The following is a 17,089-nucleotide window of genomic DNA, read 5'->3' as shown; positions in this document are numbered from 1 at the left end:
CCGCATAGCCGTCTGTCCTTCCGATTAAACCAAACCGATGAACCGTCCTCCATCACCTATCGGCAATAAGCTAAAGGCGGAGGAAGAATCATGAAAGCAGTGGTATTTCACGGGATCGGCGACATCAGGCTCGACGACGTTCCCGAACCGACCATTCAACAGCCTACTGATGCGATCGTTCGAATTACGGCATCGGCGATCTGCGGCACCGATCTGCATTTTATTCGCGGCAGTGCGCCGGACATGCAGAGCGGCACCATTCTGGGCCATGAAGGCGTTGGCATCGTCGAGTCGTTAGGCTCGGACGTACGCAATCTTCAGGTCGGCGACCGTGTGCTCATACCCTCCACCATCGCTTGTGGCAACTGCAACTACTGCCGCGCAGGCTATTTCGCGCAATGCGACGTCGCCAATCCCAATGGCAAGAAGGCCGGTACCTCATTTTTCGGCGGTCCCAAGGCGACCGGGCCGTTCGATGGACTGCAGGCTGAAAAAGCGCGCATCCCGTTCGCCAATATCGGGCTGATCAAGCTGCCCCACGAAATCACCGATGATCAGGCCATTGCCATGTCCGATATCTTCCCCACAGCCTGGTTTGGAGCGGAGATGGCAGAGATCGAAGACGGCGACACCGTTGCTGTTTTCGGCTGCGGCCCGGTGGGTCTGTTCGCCATTGTCAGTGCCAAATTGATGGGGGCCGGTCGGATCTTTGCCATCGACGGTTTGAACGACCGACTGGCGCGTGCCCGTCATCTCGGTGCCGAATGCATCAATTTCGAAGACGAAGATCCGATCGCCGCCATCAACCGGTTGACCGACGATATCGGAGTCGATCGCGCCATCGATGCCGTGGGGATCGACGCCAATCACAGTCATGGCGGCCACCCTCACAGTCACGAACAATGGCAACCCGGCGACTCGCCTGCACAAGCACTGGAATGGGCAGTGGAGGCATTGGCCAAGGCCGGTACGCTGTCAATCATTGGCGTCTATCCGGCGGGGTTCGACAGCTTCCCCATCGGCGCCGCGATGAACAAGAACATTCGCATGAACATGGGCAACTGCCACCACCGCAAGTACATCCCTAAGCTGATCGAGCTGACCCTCGCGGGCAAAGTCGATCCAGCGAAGGTGCTCACTCAGTGCGAGCCGCTCACTGACGCCATCAGCGCCTTTGCATCCTTTGACCTGCACGAGTCGGGCTGGATCAAAGTCAAACTAGATCCAGAAAAGGCGTCAGATTCTAACGAAGAGGTGCAGCCATGATTGCTATCCGTATCGATCAATTCGGCGGCCCCGAGACCATGATGGTAAGTGATGTCGGCATCCCCAAACCCGAGGCGGGTGAGGTGCTGGTACGTAACATGGCGGTCGGCGTGAACCCGGTCGACTTCAAGATCCGTGCAGGACTGTATCCCGAGGTCAAGGCTGACAAGCTGCCGCTGACCCTGGGTCGCGAAGTCGCAGGCCTGATTGAAGCAATCGGCGAAGGGGTTGAAGGATTCCAGGTGGGTGACCGGGTGTTTGCCATGATCGGCGCAGACGGCGGGTACGCACAGTATTCGCGGGTGCCCGCCGCGCACTTGGCAATCATCCCCTCCTCCATCGACTGGCGGCATGCGGCGGGGATTCCCTTGGCAGCACACACAGCCTGGCAGGCCTTGGTGGTGCATGGTCAACTGGAACAGGGTCAGAAAGTCCTGATCCACGGCGGCACCGGCGGGGTGGGACATTTCGCGGTGCAATTCGCTCGGGTCAAGGGCGCGCAAGTCTATGCCACCGCCTCAGCCGATAGCCTGCAATTCCTCAACAAACTCGGGGTCGATCGGGCCATTGATTACAAACAGGAAAAATTCGAAGACATCTGCCGAGACTTCGACTTGGTGATCGATCTTATCGGTGGCGAGACCCAGGCCCGGTCCTGGCAGGTGCTGGGGGAAGGCGGACGGCTGGTGTCGACTCTGGAAATGCCGGACGCCCATCATCCGCAGGCGCAAGGCAAAACAGGCACGCGCTTCACCGCTCGACCTGATGGTCATGAGTTGGGCGAGATCGCGACCTATGTAGAGAACCGTCAGGTTGAGGTTTTCATCGCCAACACCTTCGAACTGCGCGATGCGGCCGAAGCGCTGGACTTCATTGCCAACAAACATGTGCATGGCAAGGTCGTTTTGCGGGTTCCGCAGCGTGATTCCGATCAGAAGGCGCATTGATTGGCGAGCTGGCGGATCAATGTATCTGTCGGCACGACCCAACCCCGGGGGCTGGCCGTCGTCACTCGAAGCCTGCTCAGTATTGCGGGCGACGCTTGAAGATGCCTCGCTGCCGGGGGATCAGTTCGGGATGATGGAAATTTTGCCGTTACGCTCGATAATCGCGAATTTTATCTGATCCACCCGTTCCAGACCTTGCGCCAGGCGAGCGGCCTGCATGATATCGTCTTCCTCGATCCGCGCCTCATGCATGCGGTGTCGCAGAAATGCTCCATTTTCGACGATGATCGTCGGGCCGCCATCAATCCATTTTTCAAGCACTTTGAATCGCCGCTTGGCGAGGGAAAAACCGACATCGAGGGTAATCAGGGTGATGATCACCAGAACGGCGTTGGTCAGCGAAAAATCGTCACCCAGCAGCCCTTGCTGGGTCGCTTCGCCGATGATCATCAATAACACGAAATCGAATGATGTCAGCTCCCCCAGCGATCGTCTGCCGGAGATCCGGAACAGTATCATCAGTGCCAGGTAAATCGCGCCCGCCCGCAAGACCGCGTCCATTTCACACCTATGGATAAATGAATTGAGTGACAGCAACCCGACCGCCGCCGTCCAGGGCGATTTCGCCGGCGACGAAGCCGACGCCTCCGCTGCGCCAGGACAAATACAACGTGCTTTCACCATGCGCATCCGCAGGCAGCGTCAGCCTGAGTCCCTCACGAGTGCCCGCCGAGCTGGTCGGCTGCGGCTGCGGCTGCATGGATTCGATGCTAAAGCCTTTCATCATGCTATGGCTGATGACCAGCGTATGGGGGCGACCAGGTTCCCCGTAGCTGTGGATGACCATTGAGTCGACGGCGCCGTTGCGGTGGAAGCGCTGGTACTCCACGCTTAGATCCTGCTGTTGGGTCGTCACGGTCTGCGAACTCAACACGCCGTGGGAGAACAGGCCGCATAGAGTCAGCACGACTATAAGAAGCATCAGATACCAGCCAACCCGCTCCAGGCGCCAGATGCGGCGCTGCAGTGCGATGTCCTCATCAACTGGGTAGCGCTTGTCCCGCATTTCGGTTTCAGGGGCGTCCATGTCATCGATCTACTCTGGTCGAGGAGCGGCTTGTCACCCTTTCATGGGATAACGTGACCCAGAAAGGGTTGGCGAATCCGGGCTAATCAAACCGGCGCTGATGGCGTTTTCTGCCAGCAATCCGATCATCAAGTAAGCGTGTGTAGGATGGACTTTTGACGGGCGCGATCAGTTCGAATTTTTTGTGAAGCATGGCGCAAGACAGAGCTGGTGGTGGGCCGTTACCCGCCCTTGATTCCCGCCGCCAGGCATTGGCTTATGTCGCGCATGGGAGGCGCCCCAAAACGTCGCTTATATTCGCGATTGAATTGAGTAGCGCTTTCATAGCCGACCCGCACCGCCGCAGTGGTCGCATCGACTGCTTCGGTCAGCAGAATTCGGCGCGCCTCATGCAGGCGCAGGTGTTTCTGATATTGCAGCGGGCTCATTGCCGTCATGGCGCGGAAATGATGATGCAGGGTGGACACGCCCATGCCCGTCATCGAAGCAAGCTCCTGGATTCTGAAGGGTTGCATGTAGTTGTCGCGCAGCCAGGCGATCGCTTTGGCAATGCGCTGGCTCTGAGTGCCGGCAATGATCGTCTCCCGGAAACGCCCCCCGGCTGAGCTGACCAGTATTCGGTAGATGATCTCTCGTTGGATCAGCGGTCCTACGTGAAGCAGGTCTTGCGGCTTGTCGGTCAGCCTGATCAGCCTGGCGACGGCATCGAACAGCTCAAGTGTCGCGGGCCCCGTCGCCATCGCAATCCCCGAGGCAGGACCTTTTTCTTCGCTCGAGTCCACATCCGCCATCACCTGCCGGGCCGTTTGCAGGTCGAGCCGCATCAGCAGCGAAACGTAGGGAGCATCGGGGCTCGCATCCAGCACCTCGGTCACGGTGGGCAGATTGACGGCGGTCAGCAGGAATCTGGATTCGTTGTAGACATAGGTCGTCGTTCCCAGGCGCACACGCTTGCGGCCACGGATAATCATGGAAATGCTCGGCTCGTAAAAATACGAAGAAGGGACTGTAGGCTCATGCAGCTGGGCGAAGCTCAGCCCGGGGAGCGAGGTCATGCGTTCAGTGTCGTCGCCCAGGTAATCTTCAACCCGCTTCGCCAGCTCCTCGCGCAACGCCGCTGTTTCGGCGCGCCTGGCATGATCAGCTTCAGTCAGTTCGAAAATCATGATGCACCTGATGTCGGGGTGTCGTGCGCGGGCATGGCTTGTTCGACGCAGCCTGCCCGTTCATAAGCCTGAACTCCGAGAGTAGAACAGCGTGTCGAAAATGGCTGGCGGGGGCCACCAGGGTTCTCGCATTCGTCATGCCCAATCGCCTTGACTGTAAGATCCTCCGAGGCGTATTGGTTAGCTCATTTCTGTCCGCTGATTGCCTATTCATCTTGGGCGGCACCTGAAAAGTCACAGCAAGGATTCGACAGAAATGGGCAACCCTTGAGCAGTATCGGGCTGACGGGGCATCGGCTTGCACCCGTACAGTGAACAGCCTCACCTACAGAGACTGAGCTTATGAAGACCGTCGGATATGCCGCTCACGATGCCAAGAGCCCTTTGGTTCAGTACACCTTCGACCGGCGCGATCTGCGCTCCAATGACGTGGCCATCGAGATACTTTACTGCGGTGTCTGCCACAGCGACCTGCATCAGACACGAGACGACTGGAAGGCCTTCAATCCGACTGCCTACCCGTGCATCCCCGGACACGAAATCATCGGCAAGGTGGTGGACATCGGGAGCGAGGTAACCCGCTATCGCGTGGGTCAGCAGGTTGCAGTCGGCACCATCGTCGATAGCTGCTCGCAGTGTGACCAATGCCGCATGGGCGAGGAACAGATGTGCCGCGAATACCCGATCGTTACGTATAACGGTCGTGACCGGATCACCGGCGACGTGACTTATGGCGGGTATTCCAAGCACATCGTCGTCAGGGAAAGTTTCGTTCTGGCGTTGCCTGACGGACTCGATCCAGCGCTGGCCGGCCCTCTGCTCTGCGCCGGCATTACCGTTTATTCGCCCTTGCGTACATGGAATGCCGGCCCCGGCAGCCGAGTGGGCGTCATCGGCATAGGTGGCCTGGGCCATCTGGCCGTGCGGTTCTCCGAGGGATTGGGCGCGCATGTCACGGTCATTACCCGGACGTCCGCCAAGGCTGACGAAGCGTATTCACTCGGCGCCGACGACGTGTTGCTGTCAACGTCAGAAGACGCCATGGCCAAAGCAGCGTCGGCGTTCGACGTCATCATCGACACCATTCCGGTCAAGCACGACATCTCGCCTTATGTAAGCCTGCTGGACGTGTCGGGCGTGCTGGTGATTGTCGGCAACCTGGGTGACATGGAGGGCTTCAACACCCTGCCACTTATCTCCGGACGCCGGCGCATAACAGGCTCGCCTTCGGGTGGCATCGCCCAGACCCAGGAGATGCTCGATTTCTGCGCCAGAAAAGGCATCGTCCCGGACTGCGAGACCGTCGCGATACAAGACATCAACCAGGCATTCGAGCGAATGGAGCGTGGAGACGTTCGTTATCGCTTCGTGATCGACATGGCATCCCTGCCCACCGCCTGATCAGATCACCCGTCGAATCGACGTCAGGCTGGCGGATATCACAGGGCACGTTGACTTGGGCAACTCGATTCCATGGACCAGCGCAGCGCCGGCAGCGCTTAATGCGATGACACGTAGAGGGAGGGCGTCGTCGGTGCAGGCAGCGCATAGGTGGTCTTCATCCATTCGATTTCCGCGTGGGGCGTGCGGCCGAAGAATCGCTTGAACTCGCGGCTGAACTGCGACGGGCTTTCGTAGCCGACATTGAACGCCGCCGATGCTGCTGACATATCGTTGCGCAGCATCAGCAGGCGAGCCTGATGCAGACGTGTCGATTTCAGATATTGCATGGGCGAAGAGTCGGTGACGGTTCTGAAATGCAGATGGAAGTTAGGTACGCTCATGCTCGCCTCCTGCGCCAGTGCCTCGATGTCCAGCCGCTCCTGATAACAACTGTGGATCTTGCGAATGGCGCGCGTCACCTTGGCGAAGTGTCCCTGTCTGCCCAGCGCCGCGCGCATCGATCCGCCTTGTTCACCGGCAATGATGCGGTAATAGATTTCACGCACCAACGACGGCCCGAGGATGCGGGCGTCGACTGGATGGCTCATCGCTTCAAGAAAACGCAAGGTGGACTCGCGCAGCATCTCGTCCATCGGCGAGGAATACATCCCTCGGGGCCGGGCGTGCGTCGGGCCGAAGGTCTCGTCGATCTCAAGGAGCAGTTCGCCGGCGACTTTGAAATCCAGCCGCATGTACACCGCCAGCATGGGCTCCTCCTCGCTGGCATCGGTTTCCATGGTGAAAGGCACCGGCACCGACACCACCAGATAGTGCTGGGCGTCGTAGATGTAGACGTCGTCGCCCAGATAGCCGCGCTTGCGTCCCTGACACAGGATCACAATGCCTGGCTCGTAGAGTACCGGCGTTCGGGTCAGGGGCCGATTGCAGCGCAGGAAGCGTATGTCTTCCAGCGGGCTCAGGTTGTAGCCTTCCAGCGGCGCCAGCTGTTCCATCAGCTGGACCATGCGTCGAGTACGCTGCGCGCCATGATTCATCTGCCCCCCCCTGTTTTCGTGACGCTCAACCATCCGTAGAGCGGGTCAGTGTTTCCCAATGTTCGATTTCTTTCAGAGACTGCGTCAGTTTCTCGCGCACCAAGCCCAGCGCATCGCTACCAAGCAGCAGATGAGGCGGCGGGTTGGCGCTGGCGATCAGTTGCAGCATGGCATGCGCGGCCTTCTGCGGATCTCCCGGCTGCTTGCCGCTTTTCTCTTCACGCGCCTTTCGCACCGGGTCGAAGCTGGCATCGTAGTCGGCGATGCTGCGCGGCGTGCGCTGCATCGAGCGGCCTGCCCAATCGGTGCGGAATGAGCCCGGCGCAACCGCCGTGACAAAGATATTGAACGGCTTGAGTTCCTTGCTCAGTGTGTCGGAGATACCTTCCAGCGCGAACTTGCTGCCGCAATAGTAGGCGATGCCCGGCATGGTAATGGTGCCGCCCATGGAGGTGATGTTAATGATGTGGCCGCTGCGGCGCTGGCGAAAGTACGGAACGAAGGCCTTGGTCATCGCTACCGCGCCGAAGACGTTGACATCGAACTGACGGCGCATTTCTTCCAGCGGCGACTCTTCGAAAATCCCTTCGTGGCCGTAGCCGGCGTTGTTCACCAGGACATCGACCGGGCCGTAGCGGCTTTCCATTTCGGCGACGACGCTGTCGATACGTTCGAAGTCGGTGACGTCCAGGATGACCCCGTGGGCACGATCCGCCGACAGCGCTTCGAACGCCCGCACGGCCGCCTCATTGCGCGCCGTGCCGATGACCCGGTGGCCGGCAGCCAGTGCCTCGCTGACAAGGGCCTTGCCGAAGCCGCTGCTGATCCCGGTGATAAACAGGGTTTTTTGATCGCTCATGGCAAACTCCTCTCGATTGACCGGAGGCCATGGTAGTCAAGCGGCCGCAGCCGGCCTATGCCGGATAATCTGCGAGCCTTGCCTATTCCTATCAGGACCGAGAGCATTGAGCCAATCCCGAGCAATATGGGGTCGCTATCCCAGGATCCTTGCATACACCTCTTTATCGACATTCGCTCCGGACAGGATGACGCCGACCTGCTTCCCGCGCATCGCTGCGCTGTCCTGGATCAGTGCGGCGAGTGCCGACGCCCCGGCTCCCTCGGCCAGATTGTGGGTATCGGAGTAATAAACCCGCATGGCTTCGGCGATCTGGAGGTCGGTCACCGAGACGATTCGCTCGGCGCCAGCGGCATAAATGCGCAGGGCCTCTGGCACCGGTTTACGCACGGCAAGGCCATCGGCAAAGGTGTTTGCCGAGTCCGTTTCCCGTGGTTCGCCTGCTTCGAACGATTGCCTGGCCGCGTCTGCTTCAGAGGAAACCACGCCAACAATCCTGGTGCTGAGTCCGAGGGCGTCGCGTGCGGCGATCACCCCGCAAATGCCCGAACCACAACCGATGGGCACATAGACCGTATCCAGGTCCGGAGCTGCGTTGAACAACTCCAGTGCATAGGTCGCCACGCCCCGGACCAGTTCGGGATGAAACGCAGGCACCAGAAACAGATCATGAACCCGCGCCAGCCGCATGGCCTCCTCGCGGGCTTCGTCGAAATCCTTGCCAAACTCGATAACCTCGCCACCAAAACCACGCATGGCGATGTTCTTTTCGAGGGAATTACCGATCGGCACTACGATGACGGCGCGAATCCCCAAGGCCTGGGCGGCCATCGCCACGCTCTGCCCGTGGTTGCCGCGAGTCGCCGCAATGACACCCCGGGTGCCCGGATAGGCGCGCTTGAGCCAGCGCATGAAAGTGATGCCGCCGCGCACCTTGAAGGCACCGGTGGGAGTATGGTTTTCGTGTTTGACCCAGACCGTGCAGCCCAGACGCTGAGCGAGCAATGGCCAGGGATACTGTGGGGTCGCCGGCATCACTTGGTACACGTGGCGTGCGGCGTCTTCAATGTCTTCGCGAGTCAGATCGTGCATGGTGTCCTCCGGTTTTCTGTGCAGTCTAGGTAGACAGGAAAGCCGCTGGCTTTCAAAAAACCGACCTGACCTTCTCGGCAACTCTAAGTACCATGGCGAGCATGAACGTCCAACATCGGCCCGAATCTCCAGCCAGCAGCGACCCGCTTCGACGGGCCGAGGCGGGCCCATGGGTGATCGAGTTGCTACCGGCCTGCGCCTACGAAGCCCGTTATGTAGCGCTGCAATCAGCCGTGGGTTTTGCCTTCGACAGCCAGCGCGGCGTGCACGCTATCGGCAGCGACCGGATCCGTCCATTCGATGCCGCCCCCAATGGGCTGGCCTTCGTGCCGGCTGGCTGTGATGTGTTTTCGCAATCCTGCGCGGGCGGCGAATACCTGCGGGTGCTGCGCAATGATGGCGTGGCGTTGGCGAACGCGCATGCGTTCAATAATCTGATCGATCCGCATGCGATAAGCCTGGCCCAGCGCATGCGCAAGGCATTTTTGCAGGCATCCCCGGATGACGATTGGGAAGCCTGGGCGCAGGCCATGGTTGAACGGGTGAGCGCTGATCGGGCGTCACCCGCTGTACCGGGCTCGATGACCCCACGAAGGTTGCGGCTACTCGACGAGTACATCGATGCCGGGCTGGACGAGGCCATCAGCGTGCAGACCATGGCGAACCTGCTGGAACTGTCCGAGGGGTATTTCATGCGCGCCTTCGCCGCAGCCACCGGCAAAAGCCCCCATAGTTATTTGATCGACCGCCGCATCGCCAGAGCCCGCGCTCTGCTGCGCGATCCGCAGCAGCGACTGGCGGACATTGCCCAAGCGTGCGGATTCGCTTCGCAGGCGCACATGGCAACGACGTTCAGACAGCGGCTGGGCGTGAGTCCGGGGCAAATGAGACGCTAGCCCCCTACTTTCAGCTGTTCAAGGATTAACGCAGCCCCATAGCCCACGCTGGCAAAGAGATTGAGCAAGCCTGCTGCTCCAAGAGCCAGCAACTATCCTCACGCGGTAAAACACGAACATATTGATATGCGATTTTGATATTTAAATAACGCTGTTTATACCTATAAAGTCGCATCCATCAAGGACGGCGCAACGTGCTCCGGTCCGCTCGACGATGGAGCCTTTCATGTCTCAGAAGCGTTCAAAAATCTCTCGCCAGGGCGGTCTGGGCGCGGCGCTGACCCTCGCCGCCAGCGTGCTCGCAGCGACCCTCGGCGCACCCCAGGCTGCTCAGGCTGAAGGCCAGTTGCGCATTGCCGAGCAATTTGGCGTGGTCTACTTGCTGCTAAACGTCGCGCGCGACCAGCACCTGATCGAGAAGCACGGCAAGGAGGCTGGCATTGATATCAACGTTGACTGGACGCAGTTGTCCGGCGGCGCGGCTGTCAACGATGCATTGCTCTCCGGCGCCGTGGACATCGCAGGTGCCGGCGTCGGGCCGCTACTGACCATCTGGGACCGCACCCACGGCAAGCAGAACGTCAAGGCCGTCGCCTCCCTGGGTAACTTTCCTTATTACCTGGTAAGCAATAACCCCAACGTCAAAACCATCGCCGATTTCAGCGAGAAAGACCGCATCGCCGTGCCCGCGGTGGGTGTCTCGGTGCAATCGCGGTATCTGCAGTTCGCCTCTGCCAAACTGTGGGGCGATGCCGAGTACAACCGCCTGGACAAATACACCGTCAACCTGCCACACCCGGATGCCAGCGCTGCGATCAAGACCGGCGGCACCGAGCTCAATGGCCACTTCTCCAATCCGCCGTTCCAGGAGCAAGAACTGGAAAACAAGAACGTGCACATCGTCCTCAACTCCTACGATGTGCTAGGCCCGAACTCACCGACGGTGCTGTTCGCGACCGAAAAATTCCGCGAGCAGAACCCCAAGACCTATCAGGCTTTCATCGAAGCGCTGGCCGATGCAGCGGACTACATCAAACGCGACAAGGCAGGCGCCGCTGACACCTATATTCGCGTGACCAAATCCAATATCGATCGCGCGCAGCTGATCAAGATCATCGAAAACCCGCAGTTCGAATTCACCATCAACCCGAAGGGCACGTTCCCGATGGCCGAATTCCTGTACCGCGTTGGCGCGATCAAGACCAAGCCGACGTCGTGGAAAGATTACTTTTTCCAGGATTCGAAACTGCTTGAAGGGAGTTGAGAACTGCCTGAGCTGTTGCATACCGCTTCAAGCCGTACCCAGATCAAATTGTGGGAGCCGGCGTGCTGGCGAATGCGGTCGGTCAGACGCTCGTAACGTCGACTGATCACCGCATTCGCCAGCACGCCGGCTTACAGACTTTCTTATTGCCACAAAGGCCAGGGCTGAGCCCGCGCTCGCAACCGGCGCCTCAAAGCAGTGCACGTTTGTAGGCCGCTGCTGTCCATCCGGTATGCGTTGTGAACGTGAGGATATGACATGTCAGCTGATTCCCGTCCGGCCGTACTCGAACTGATCGGCAATACCCCGCTGGTGCGCGTCAGTCGCATCGACACCGGTCTGTGCACCCTCTTCCTTAAACTCGAATCACAGAATCCCGGCGGCTCGATCAAGGACCGGATCGGGCTGGCGATGATCGACGCCGCTGAGCGCGACGGCCGTTTGCGACCCGGTGGCACCATCGTTGAAGCCACCGCCGGCAATACCGGGCTGGGCCTTGCGCTGGTGGGTCGAGCCAAAGGCTATCGGGTGGTGCTGGTCGTGCCGGACAAGATGTCCACCGAGAAAGTCTTGCACCTCAAAGCCATGGGCGCTGAAGTGCATATCACCCGCTCCGACGTCGGCAAGGGCCATCCCGAGTATTACCAGGACGTGGCCGCGCGGCTGGCCGAGGAAATCCCTGACGCGTTCTTCGCCGACCAATTCAACAATCCCGCGAACCCGCTGGCCCACGAATGCAGCACGGCACCGGAGATCTGGGCGCAGACCCAACATGATCTGGACGCCATTGTGGTCGGCGTCGGCTCCGCGGGTACCCTCACCGGGCTGACCCGCTTTTTCAAGCGTGTGCAACCGGATCTGGAAATGGTCCTGGCCGATCCGGTCGGTTCGGTGGTCGCCGAATACAGCCGAACCCGCACGCTTCCGACACCCGGCTCCTGGGCGGTGGAAGGTATTGGCGAAGATTTCATTCCATCATTCGCCGATCTATCGACCGTGGGCAAAGCCTACTCGATCAGCGACGAAGACAGCTTTGAACACGCGCGCCATCTGCTACGTGCCGAAGGGATTCTGGGAGGTTCATCCACAGGCACCTTGTTGGCCGCAGCCCTGCGTTACTGTCGCGAACAGACCGTGCCCAAACGGGTGGTCAGTTTTGTCTGCGACACCGGCACCCGCTATTTATCCAAGGTCTACAATGACCAGTGGATGACCGACCAGGGCCTGCTGCAGCGCACCCGATACGGCGATCTGCGCGACATGATTGCCCGGCGTTTCGAGGACGGCCGGGTAATCAGCGTCGGGCCGGACGACACCCTGCTCACCGCTTTTCAACGCATGCGCCTGGCGGACGTTTCACAGCTGCCGGTGCTGGTGGACGGCAAGCAGCTGGTGGGGGTGATCGATGAGTCCGACATCCTGCTCGACGTGCATAACGACACGTCACATTTTCGCACCACCGTGGCCAGCGCCATGACCGACCAGTTGCAAACCCTGCCGCCAGACGCGACGCTGGCCCGGCTTCAGGAGGAACTGGACCGCGGCCACGTCGCTATTATTGCCGACGCCTCAGGCTTCCATGGCCTGATCACCCGCGTCGACCTGCTCAATCACTTGCGGAGATCCCTTGCATGAGTCAGCACGACGAAAACCACCCGCCCCACGCCTTCGCCACCCGCGTGATTCATGCCGGGCAGACGCCGGACCCGACCACCGGCGCACTGATGCCGCCCATCTACGCCAACTCCACCTACCTGCAAGAAAGCCCTGGCGTGCACAAGGGCCTGGACTACGGGCGCTCGCACAATCCGACGCGCTTTGCGCTTGAACGTTGTGTGGCCGATCTGGAAGCCGGCACTCAGGCCTTTGCTTTCGCGTCGGGGCTGGCGGCGATTTCATCGGTGCTCGAACTGCTCGACGCAGGCTCGCACATTCTGTCGGGCGATGATCTGTACGGCGGGACGTTCCGGCTGTTTGACAAGGTCCGCAAACGCAGCGCAGGCCACCGCTTCAGCTTCGTCGACATGACCGACCTGTCAGCCTTCGAAGCCGGGCTGCAGGACGACACCAAAATGATCTGGGTCGAAACCCCGAGCAACCCGCTGCTGCGCCTGACGGACCTGGCGGCCATCGCCCGCATCTGCCGCGACCGAGGCATCATCTGCGTCGCCGACAACACCTTCGCCAGCCCCTGGATACAACACCCGCTGAGCCTGGGTTTCGACATCGTCGTGCATTCGACGACCAAATACCTCAACGGCCACTCCGACGTCATCGGCGGGATTGCGGTGGTGGGCAAGAATGCCGAGTTGGCGGAACGTCTGGGGTTTCTGCAGAACTCGGTAGGCGCCATCGCTGGCCCTTTCGATGCCTTTTTAACCTTGCGCGGAGTGAAAACCCTGGCGCTGCGGATGGAGCGTCATAGCAGTAACGCGCTGGAACTGGCGCAATGGCTGGAGCGTCAACCGCAAGTGGCGCGGGTCTACTATCCGGGCCTGCCTTCCCACCCCCAGCATGCGCTGGCCTGCCGGCAGATGCGTGGTTTCGGAGGCATGATTTCGCTGGACTTGAACACTGATCTGGCCGGCACCCGACGCTTTCTGGAGCAGGTGCAGATTTTCGCGCTGGCCGAAAGCCTCGGCGGTGTCGAAAGCCTGATCGAGCACCCTGGCATCATGACCCACGCCAGCATCCCTGCTGAAAACCGCGCGAAATTGGGCATTGGTGATTCGCTGGTTCGGCTGTCGGTGGGTATCGAGGACGTGGAGGATCTGCGAGCGGACTTGGCGCAGGCACTGAATGCAATCTGACGCGGCGATAGTCATCACATTGCGCGGGGGCATTGTTGCTCCACTGGTAATAGAGCTTTACTGAAAGATGGATGGCTGAAAGTTAGATAGCTTGCTAACGTTTAAACCGTCAAATCCGCCGATTTGATGGATGTCCTTCAAGCCGCTAAACCGTCCGAGATAACGGGTTAGCGGCTTTTTTATGGGTGGTGTATTCGCGATCGCTGTCCGCTACAGAATGCGCAGCTGTAGCGTGTTTAGAAATTGGCAGGTGTATTGGCACTGATGATCTCTGCCTCGTCCTGACCGATATTACGGAAACTGTGGGGCAGCGTGGTCGGGAAGTAGTAGCCATCACCGGCGTTCAGGATGCTGATCTGCCCGTCCACCGTCAGTTCGATGGTGCCGCGCGTGACCAGTCCACATTCCTCGCCTTGGGCGTGAACGATGGGTTCGTCACCGGAATCCGCGCCAGGCGCGTATTGCTCTCGCAGCATGCGCATCTGACGGCTGGGAACCGAGGCGCCGATCAGCAGCAGACGCAGGCCGTCACGGCCCAGATCCGGTTGTTCACCGGCGCGAAACACGTAGCGCTGTTCCTGAGGAGGCTGGTCGAACGAGAAGAAGTCCGCCAGGGTCATGGGAAACCCTTCCAGCAGTTTTTTCAGCGAACTGACCGAGGGGCTGACGCGATTCAACTCAATCAACGAGATCGTGCCATTGGCGACACCGCTGCGTCTGGCCAGCTCTCGCTGGGACATCTTGTAGCTTTCCCGCACTAACTTGAGTCGTGACCCCGTATCCATGACAGCCCTTTGCGAAAACCTGAGGGTATCGAGGAACGTGCCACGGATGCCTGTACCGCACTCAGAGCGTTGGCCGTTCCCCTGTTTGAGTGGGGGTGATTAGAGCACGTTTAAGCGCCCTGACCTAGAAGGCCTGGCAAGGTATGGAAGCGCGCCATGCGGTGAGTGCTTAAGCTGGAACCGACCGATTGCATTGACAAATTTTTGATCAGCTGCGAGCCCGGCCTTTCGGCAGAATGCGATGCAAGGATCTTGAACCCCAACACATAATCGCCACGGGTGCACCGTTCGTCGGCATTTTATAAATAGGAATCACTCATAAAACCGTTTTCACGAAATGTTCACGCCACAAGGTTCAGTCTGCACCTACTCCTTTTGATCCTCTTTAAGCCCGTCTTCCCCAGCGGGCTTTTTTATGCCCGTCATTTGGGACCGCATGGCCGTCCCGGCAGATTCCTCGAACTCGCGTCAGGCGTCGACATCCAACGAACACGTCATCCGAGGATATCGAAATGAGCAACGACAATCGCAACAACCCCGAATCGTCCACCCGCCCTTTCAACGCGCCGCCCACTGACGCCTCCGGCAGGCCGGTCGATGTGGTCGAGCGCGACCTTGAGGACCGTGACGATGACACTCGCGCAGTGGATGAGGTCATTACGCCCACATCCATCCGCACCAAGGAGCAGGAAGCAGAGGAACTGAAGCGCAAGTCCGACGAAATCGAGCGCAAGGTCGCCGATGGCAACTGACCGAGAGCCTTAATACTGCCCGTTTTGGGAACGGATTCCCATTGCCGGTCACCGACCGTTCATCCTCCGACTTTGTTGTGCTACACCTACTGGCAGCTAACCAGTCCAGCAACGTCAAGGATGAGACGGTCTTATGCGTTTGAATATGCCGGTCACACAGCAGGAACGAACCTTCTCCGCCAACCAGCGCCTTATCTCCACTACCGACCTCAGTAGCCACATCACCTATTGCAACGACGCCTTCGTCGCTCTCAGCGGTTTCACCCGTGAGGAGTTGATCGGTCAGCCGCACAATCTCGTCCGCCACCCGGACATGCCACCATCGGTTTTCGCGCACATGTGGGAGACCATCAAACAGGGCAAACCCTGGATGGGGGTGGTCAAGAACCGCAGCAAGAACGGCGATTTCTACTGGGTCAGTGCCTATGTCACGCCGATCTACGAGCAGGGCAAAATCGCCGGATTCGAGTCCATGCGCACCCTGCCCACCCGAGACCAGGTTCGCCGAGCCGAGGCCTTGTACGCGCGACTGCGCGCAGGCAAATCAGCGGTCTCGAGCTTCAGTACTGCGCGTTATCACCTGTCGCGCCAGCTGCCTTTGATCGCCGCCGCCGTGGTACTGAGCGCGTGCAACTACATATTGACGGATCAAGCCGAACTGCTGGCGATGCTGCTGATCTTGATCGTCCTCGGTGCAGTGTTGGAATGGCGGCAGAATCACACGCTCAAGGCCCTTCTCGACGATCACCCCAAGGCCTTCACCGACCCGCTGATCGCGCTGACATACAGCGACAACCGAGGGCCGCAGGCGCGGCTGGACCTGGCATTGCTCAGCGAAGAGGCGCGGCTGCAGACGGCGCTGACCCGCCTGGTCGATGCCGGAGAAGGCGTCAAGCTGCGCGCGGGTCAGTCTGCCAGTCTGTCGCTGTTGCAGGCCGAAGCGCTTGACCAGCAGCGCAGCGAAACCGACCAGTCGGCTACCGCGATCACTCAAATGGCGGCGACTATCCAGGAAGTCACTCACAACGTGCAGAACACCGCCCATGCCGCACTTGAGGCCGATACGCTTGCCCAACAGGGCCGAGGTCTGGCAGACGAAAGCCTGTTGGCGATTCGGCACATGGCCAATTCCGTGTCGGAAATCGGTCAGGCGGTGGCGGAACTCGCCGGTGCTACGCAATCCATTGGCAGCGTCGTCGATGTGATCAACTCCATCGCCCAGCAAACCAACCTGCTTGCGCTCAATGCAGCGATCGAAGCGGCGCGTGCCGGTGAGCAGGGTCGCGGTTTTGCGGTGGTGGCTGATGAGGTGCGTTCGCTGGCATCGCGCACGCAGACGTCGACCGAGCAGATTCAGGGGATCATCGGCGAATTGCGTGACGGTGCCAGCCGCGCCGTTGCCACCGCCACGCGCGGACAAGCGACGTCGCAGGAAAGCGTTGCCAGTGTCGAGGCGGTCCAGCATGCATTGAGTGGCATCAGTCAGGCAGTCTCGCGGATCACCGGCATGAGTCAGCAAATGGCTTCCGCCTCGGAGCAGCAGACCCTCGTTGCGGAAAACATCAACCAGCAGATCAACCGCATCGCCCAACTGTGCGATCAAAGCGCCGGGCAGGCTCAACAAGGTTCGAACATCAGCCACGAGCTTGAGCAAATGGCCCAGTACCTGCACGGCCTGGCGGAGCGCTTCAATCGGTAAGTTGGCAGGCACTTTTCTGCAAATAGCA

At 59.8% G+C, this 17,089-nt stretch carries 16 protein-coding genes and 1 pseudogene; 10 read left to right on the top strand and 7 right to left on the bottom strand.

What is annotated here, in order from left to right:
* The first annotated feature begins 90 nt into the window (after positions 1 to 90).
* Together ACRER8_RS19230 and ACRER8_RS19225 are read left to right on the top strand one after the other, a co-directional pair.
* Positions 91 to 1,266: a zinc-dependent alcohol dehydrogenase gene (locus ACRER8_RS19230; protein WP_431747791.1), complete on the top strand. Its 1,176-nt coding sequence runs from the start codon at positions 91 to 93 to the stop codon at positions 1,264 to 1,266.
* Positions 1,263 to 2,213, top strand: a complete 951-nt coding sequence (locus ACRER8_RS19225) for an NADP-dependent oxidoreductase (RefSeq protein WP_431747790.1) — start codon at positions 1,263 to 1,265, stop codon at positions 2,211 to 2,213. The genes ACRER8_RS19230 and ACRER8_RS19225 overlap by 4 nt, the downstream gene beginning before the upstream one ends.
* A 120-nt stretch (positions 2,214 to 2,333) precedes the next feature.
* On the opposite strand, the gene ACRER8_RS19220 is transcribed toward ACRER8_RS19225, so the two are convergent.
* From ACRER8_RS19220 to ACRER8_RS19210, 3 genes are all read right to left on the bottom strand, one after another.
* A complete protein-coding gene (locus ACRER8_RS19220) occupies positions 2,334 to 2,774 on the bottom strand; it encodes a DUF421 domain-containing protein (protein WP_431747806.1) in 441 nt (146 codons plus the stop codon).
* A 7-nt stretch (positions 2,775 to 2,781) separates the two neighbouring features.
* Positions 2,782 to 3,300 (bottom strand): hypothetical protein, encoded by a 519-nt coding sequence (locus ACRER8_RS19215; RefSeq protein WP_431747789.1) that lies wholly within the window; start codon positions 3,298 to 3,300, stop codon positions 2,782 to 2,784.
* 221 nt (positions 3,301 to 3,521) lie between these two features.
* On the bottom strand, positions 3,522 to 4,466 hold the full coding sequence (locus tag ACRER8_RS19210; RefSeq protein ID WP_431747788.1) for an AraC family transcriptional regulator N-terminal domain-containing protein: 945 nt from the start codon (positions 4,464 to 4,466) through the stop codon (positions 3,522 to 3,524).
* Between the two features lie 342 nt (positions 4,467 to 4,808).
* Here ACRER8_RS19210 and ACRER8_RS19205 point away from each other — a divergent pair, with 342 nt between their 5' ends.
* Positions 4,809 to 5,867, top strand: coding sequence for an NAD(P)-dependent alcohol dehydrogenase (locus tag ACRER8_RS19205; protein WP_431747787.1), 1,059 nt, complete (start codon positions 4,809 to 4,811; stop codon positions 5,865 to 5,867).
* A gap of 98 nt (positions 5,868 to 5,965) precedes the next feature.
* On the opposite strand, the gene ACRER8_RS19200 is transcribed toward ACRER8_RS19205, so the two are convergent.
* The 3 genes from ACRER8_RS19200 to ACRER8_RS19190 form a co-directional block, all read right to left on the bottom strand.
* Complete coding sequence (locus ACRER8_RS19200; RefSeq protein WP_431747786.1) at positions 5,966 to 6,904, bottom strand: AraC family transcriptional regulator N-terminal domain-containing protein; 939 nt, start codon at positions 6,902 to 6,904, stop codon at positions 5,966 to 5,968.
* A 25-nt stretch (positions 6,905 to 6,929) separates the two neighbouring features.
* Positions 6,930 to 7,763, bottom strand: a complete 834-nt coding sequence (locus ACRER8_RS19195) for an oxidoreductase (RefSeq protein WP_431747785.1) — start codon at positions 7,761 to 7,763, stop codon at positions 6,930 to 6,932.
* A gap of 135 nt (positions 7,764 to 7,898) precedes the next feature.
* Positions 7,899 to 8,855, bottom strand: coding sequence for a threonine dehydratase (locus tag ACRER8_RS19190; RefSeq protein ID WP_431747784.1), 957 nt, complete (start codon positions 8,853 to 8,855; stop codon positions 7,899 to 7,901).
* A gap of 92 nt (positions 8,856 to 8,947) precedes the next feature.
* On the opposite strand from ACRER8_RS19190, the gene ACRER8_RS19185 reads away from it, so the two are divergent.
* From ACRER8_RS19185 to ACRER8_RS19170, 4 genes are all read left to right on the top strand, one after another.
* Positions 8,948 to 9,751 carry a helix-turn-helix transcriptional regulator gene (locus tag ACRER8_RS19185; RefSeq protein WP_431747783.1) on the top strand — a complete coding sequence of 268 codons (804 nt, stop codon included), beginning with the start codon at positions 8,948 to 8,950 and terminating at the stop codon, positions 9,749 to 9,751.
* Between the two features lie 226 nt (positions 9,752 to 9,977).
* Positions 9,978 to 11,015, top strand: a complete 1,038-nt coding sequence (locus tag ACRER8_RS19180; RefSeq protein WP_431747782.1) for an ABC transporter substrate-binding protein — start codon at positions 9,978 to 9,980, stop codon at positions 11,013 to 11,015.
* Between the two features lie 258 nt (positions 11,016 to 11,273).
* A complete protein-coding gene (locus tag ACRER8_RS19175) occupies positions 11,274 to 12,650 on the top strand; it encodes a pyridoxal-phosphate dependent enzyme (protein ID WP_431747781.1) in 1,377 nt (458 codons plus the stop codon).
* Positions 12,647 to 13,825: a cystathionine gamma-synthase gene (locus tag ACRER8_RS19170; protein WP_431747780.1), complete on the top strand. Its 1,179-nt coding sequence runs from the start codon at positions 12,647 to 12,649 to the stop codon at positions 13,823 to 13,825. The genes ACRER8_RS19175 and ACRER8_RS19170 overlap by 4 nt, the downstream gene beginning before the upstream one ends.
* Positions 13,826 to 14,061: 236 nt before the next feature.
* On the opposite strand, the gene ACRER8_RS19165 is transcribed toward ACRER8_RS19170, so the two are convergent.
* On the bottom strand, positions 14,062 to 14,610 hold the full coding sequence (locus tag ACRER8_RS19165) for a cupin domain-containing protein (protein WP_431747779.1): 549 nt from the start codon (positions 14,608 to 14,610) through the stop codon (positions 14,062 to 14,064).
* Between the two features lie 512 nt (positions 14,611 to 15,122).
* Between ACRER8_RS19165 and ACRER8_RS19160 the strand changes: the two genes are divergently transcribed.
* The 3 genes and pseudogenes from ACRER8_RS19160 (at position 15,123) to ACRER8_RS19150 (ending at position 17,061) form a co-directional block, all read left to right on the top strand.
* A complete protein-coding gene (locus ACRER8_RS19160; RefSeq protein ID WP_431747778.1) occupies positions 15,123 to 15,362 on the top strand; it encodes a hypothetical protein in 240 nt (79 codons plus the stop codon).
* A 133-nt stretch (positions 15,363 to 15,495) separates the two neighbouring features.
* Positions 15,496 to 15,768: pseudogene (locus tag ACRER8_RS19155) on the top strand (PAS domain-containing protein); the annotation flags it as partial.
* A gap of 261 nt (positions 15,769 to 16,029) precedes the next feature.
* Entirely contained in the window at positions 16,030 to 17,061 is a 1,032-nt protein-coding gene (locus tag ACRER8_RS19150; RefSeq protein ID WP_431747805.1) for a methyl-accepting chemotaxis protein, read from the top strand.
* The last annotated feature ends 28 nt before the right edge of the window (positions 17,062 to 17,089 follow it).

This window comes from Pseudomonas sp., assembly GCF_050739935.1.
Lineage (GTDB): Bacteria > Pseudomonadota > Gammaproteobacteria > Pseudomonadales > Pseudomonadaceae > Aquipseudomonas.
This window is presented reverse-complemented; position numbering and strand designations above follow the sequence as displayed.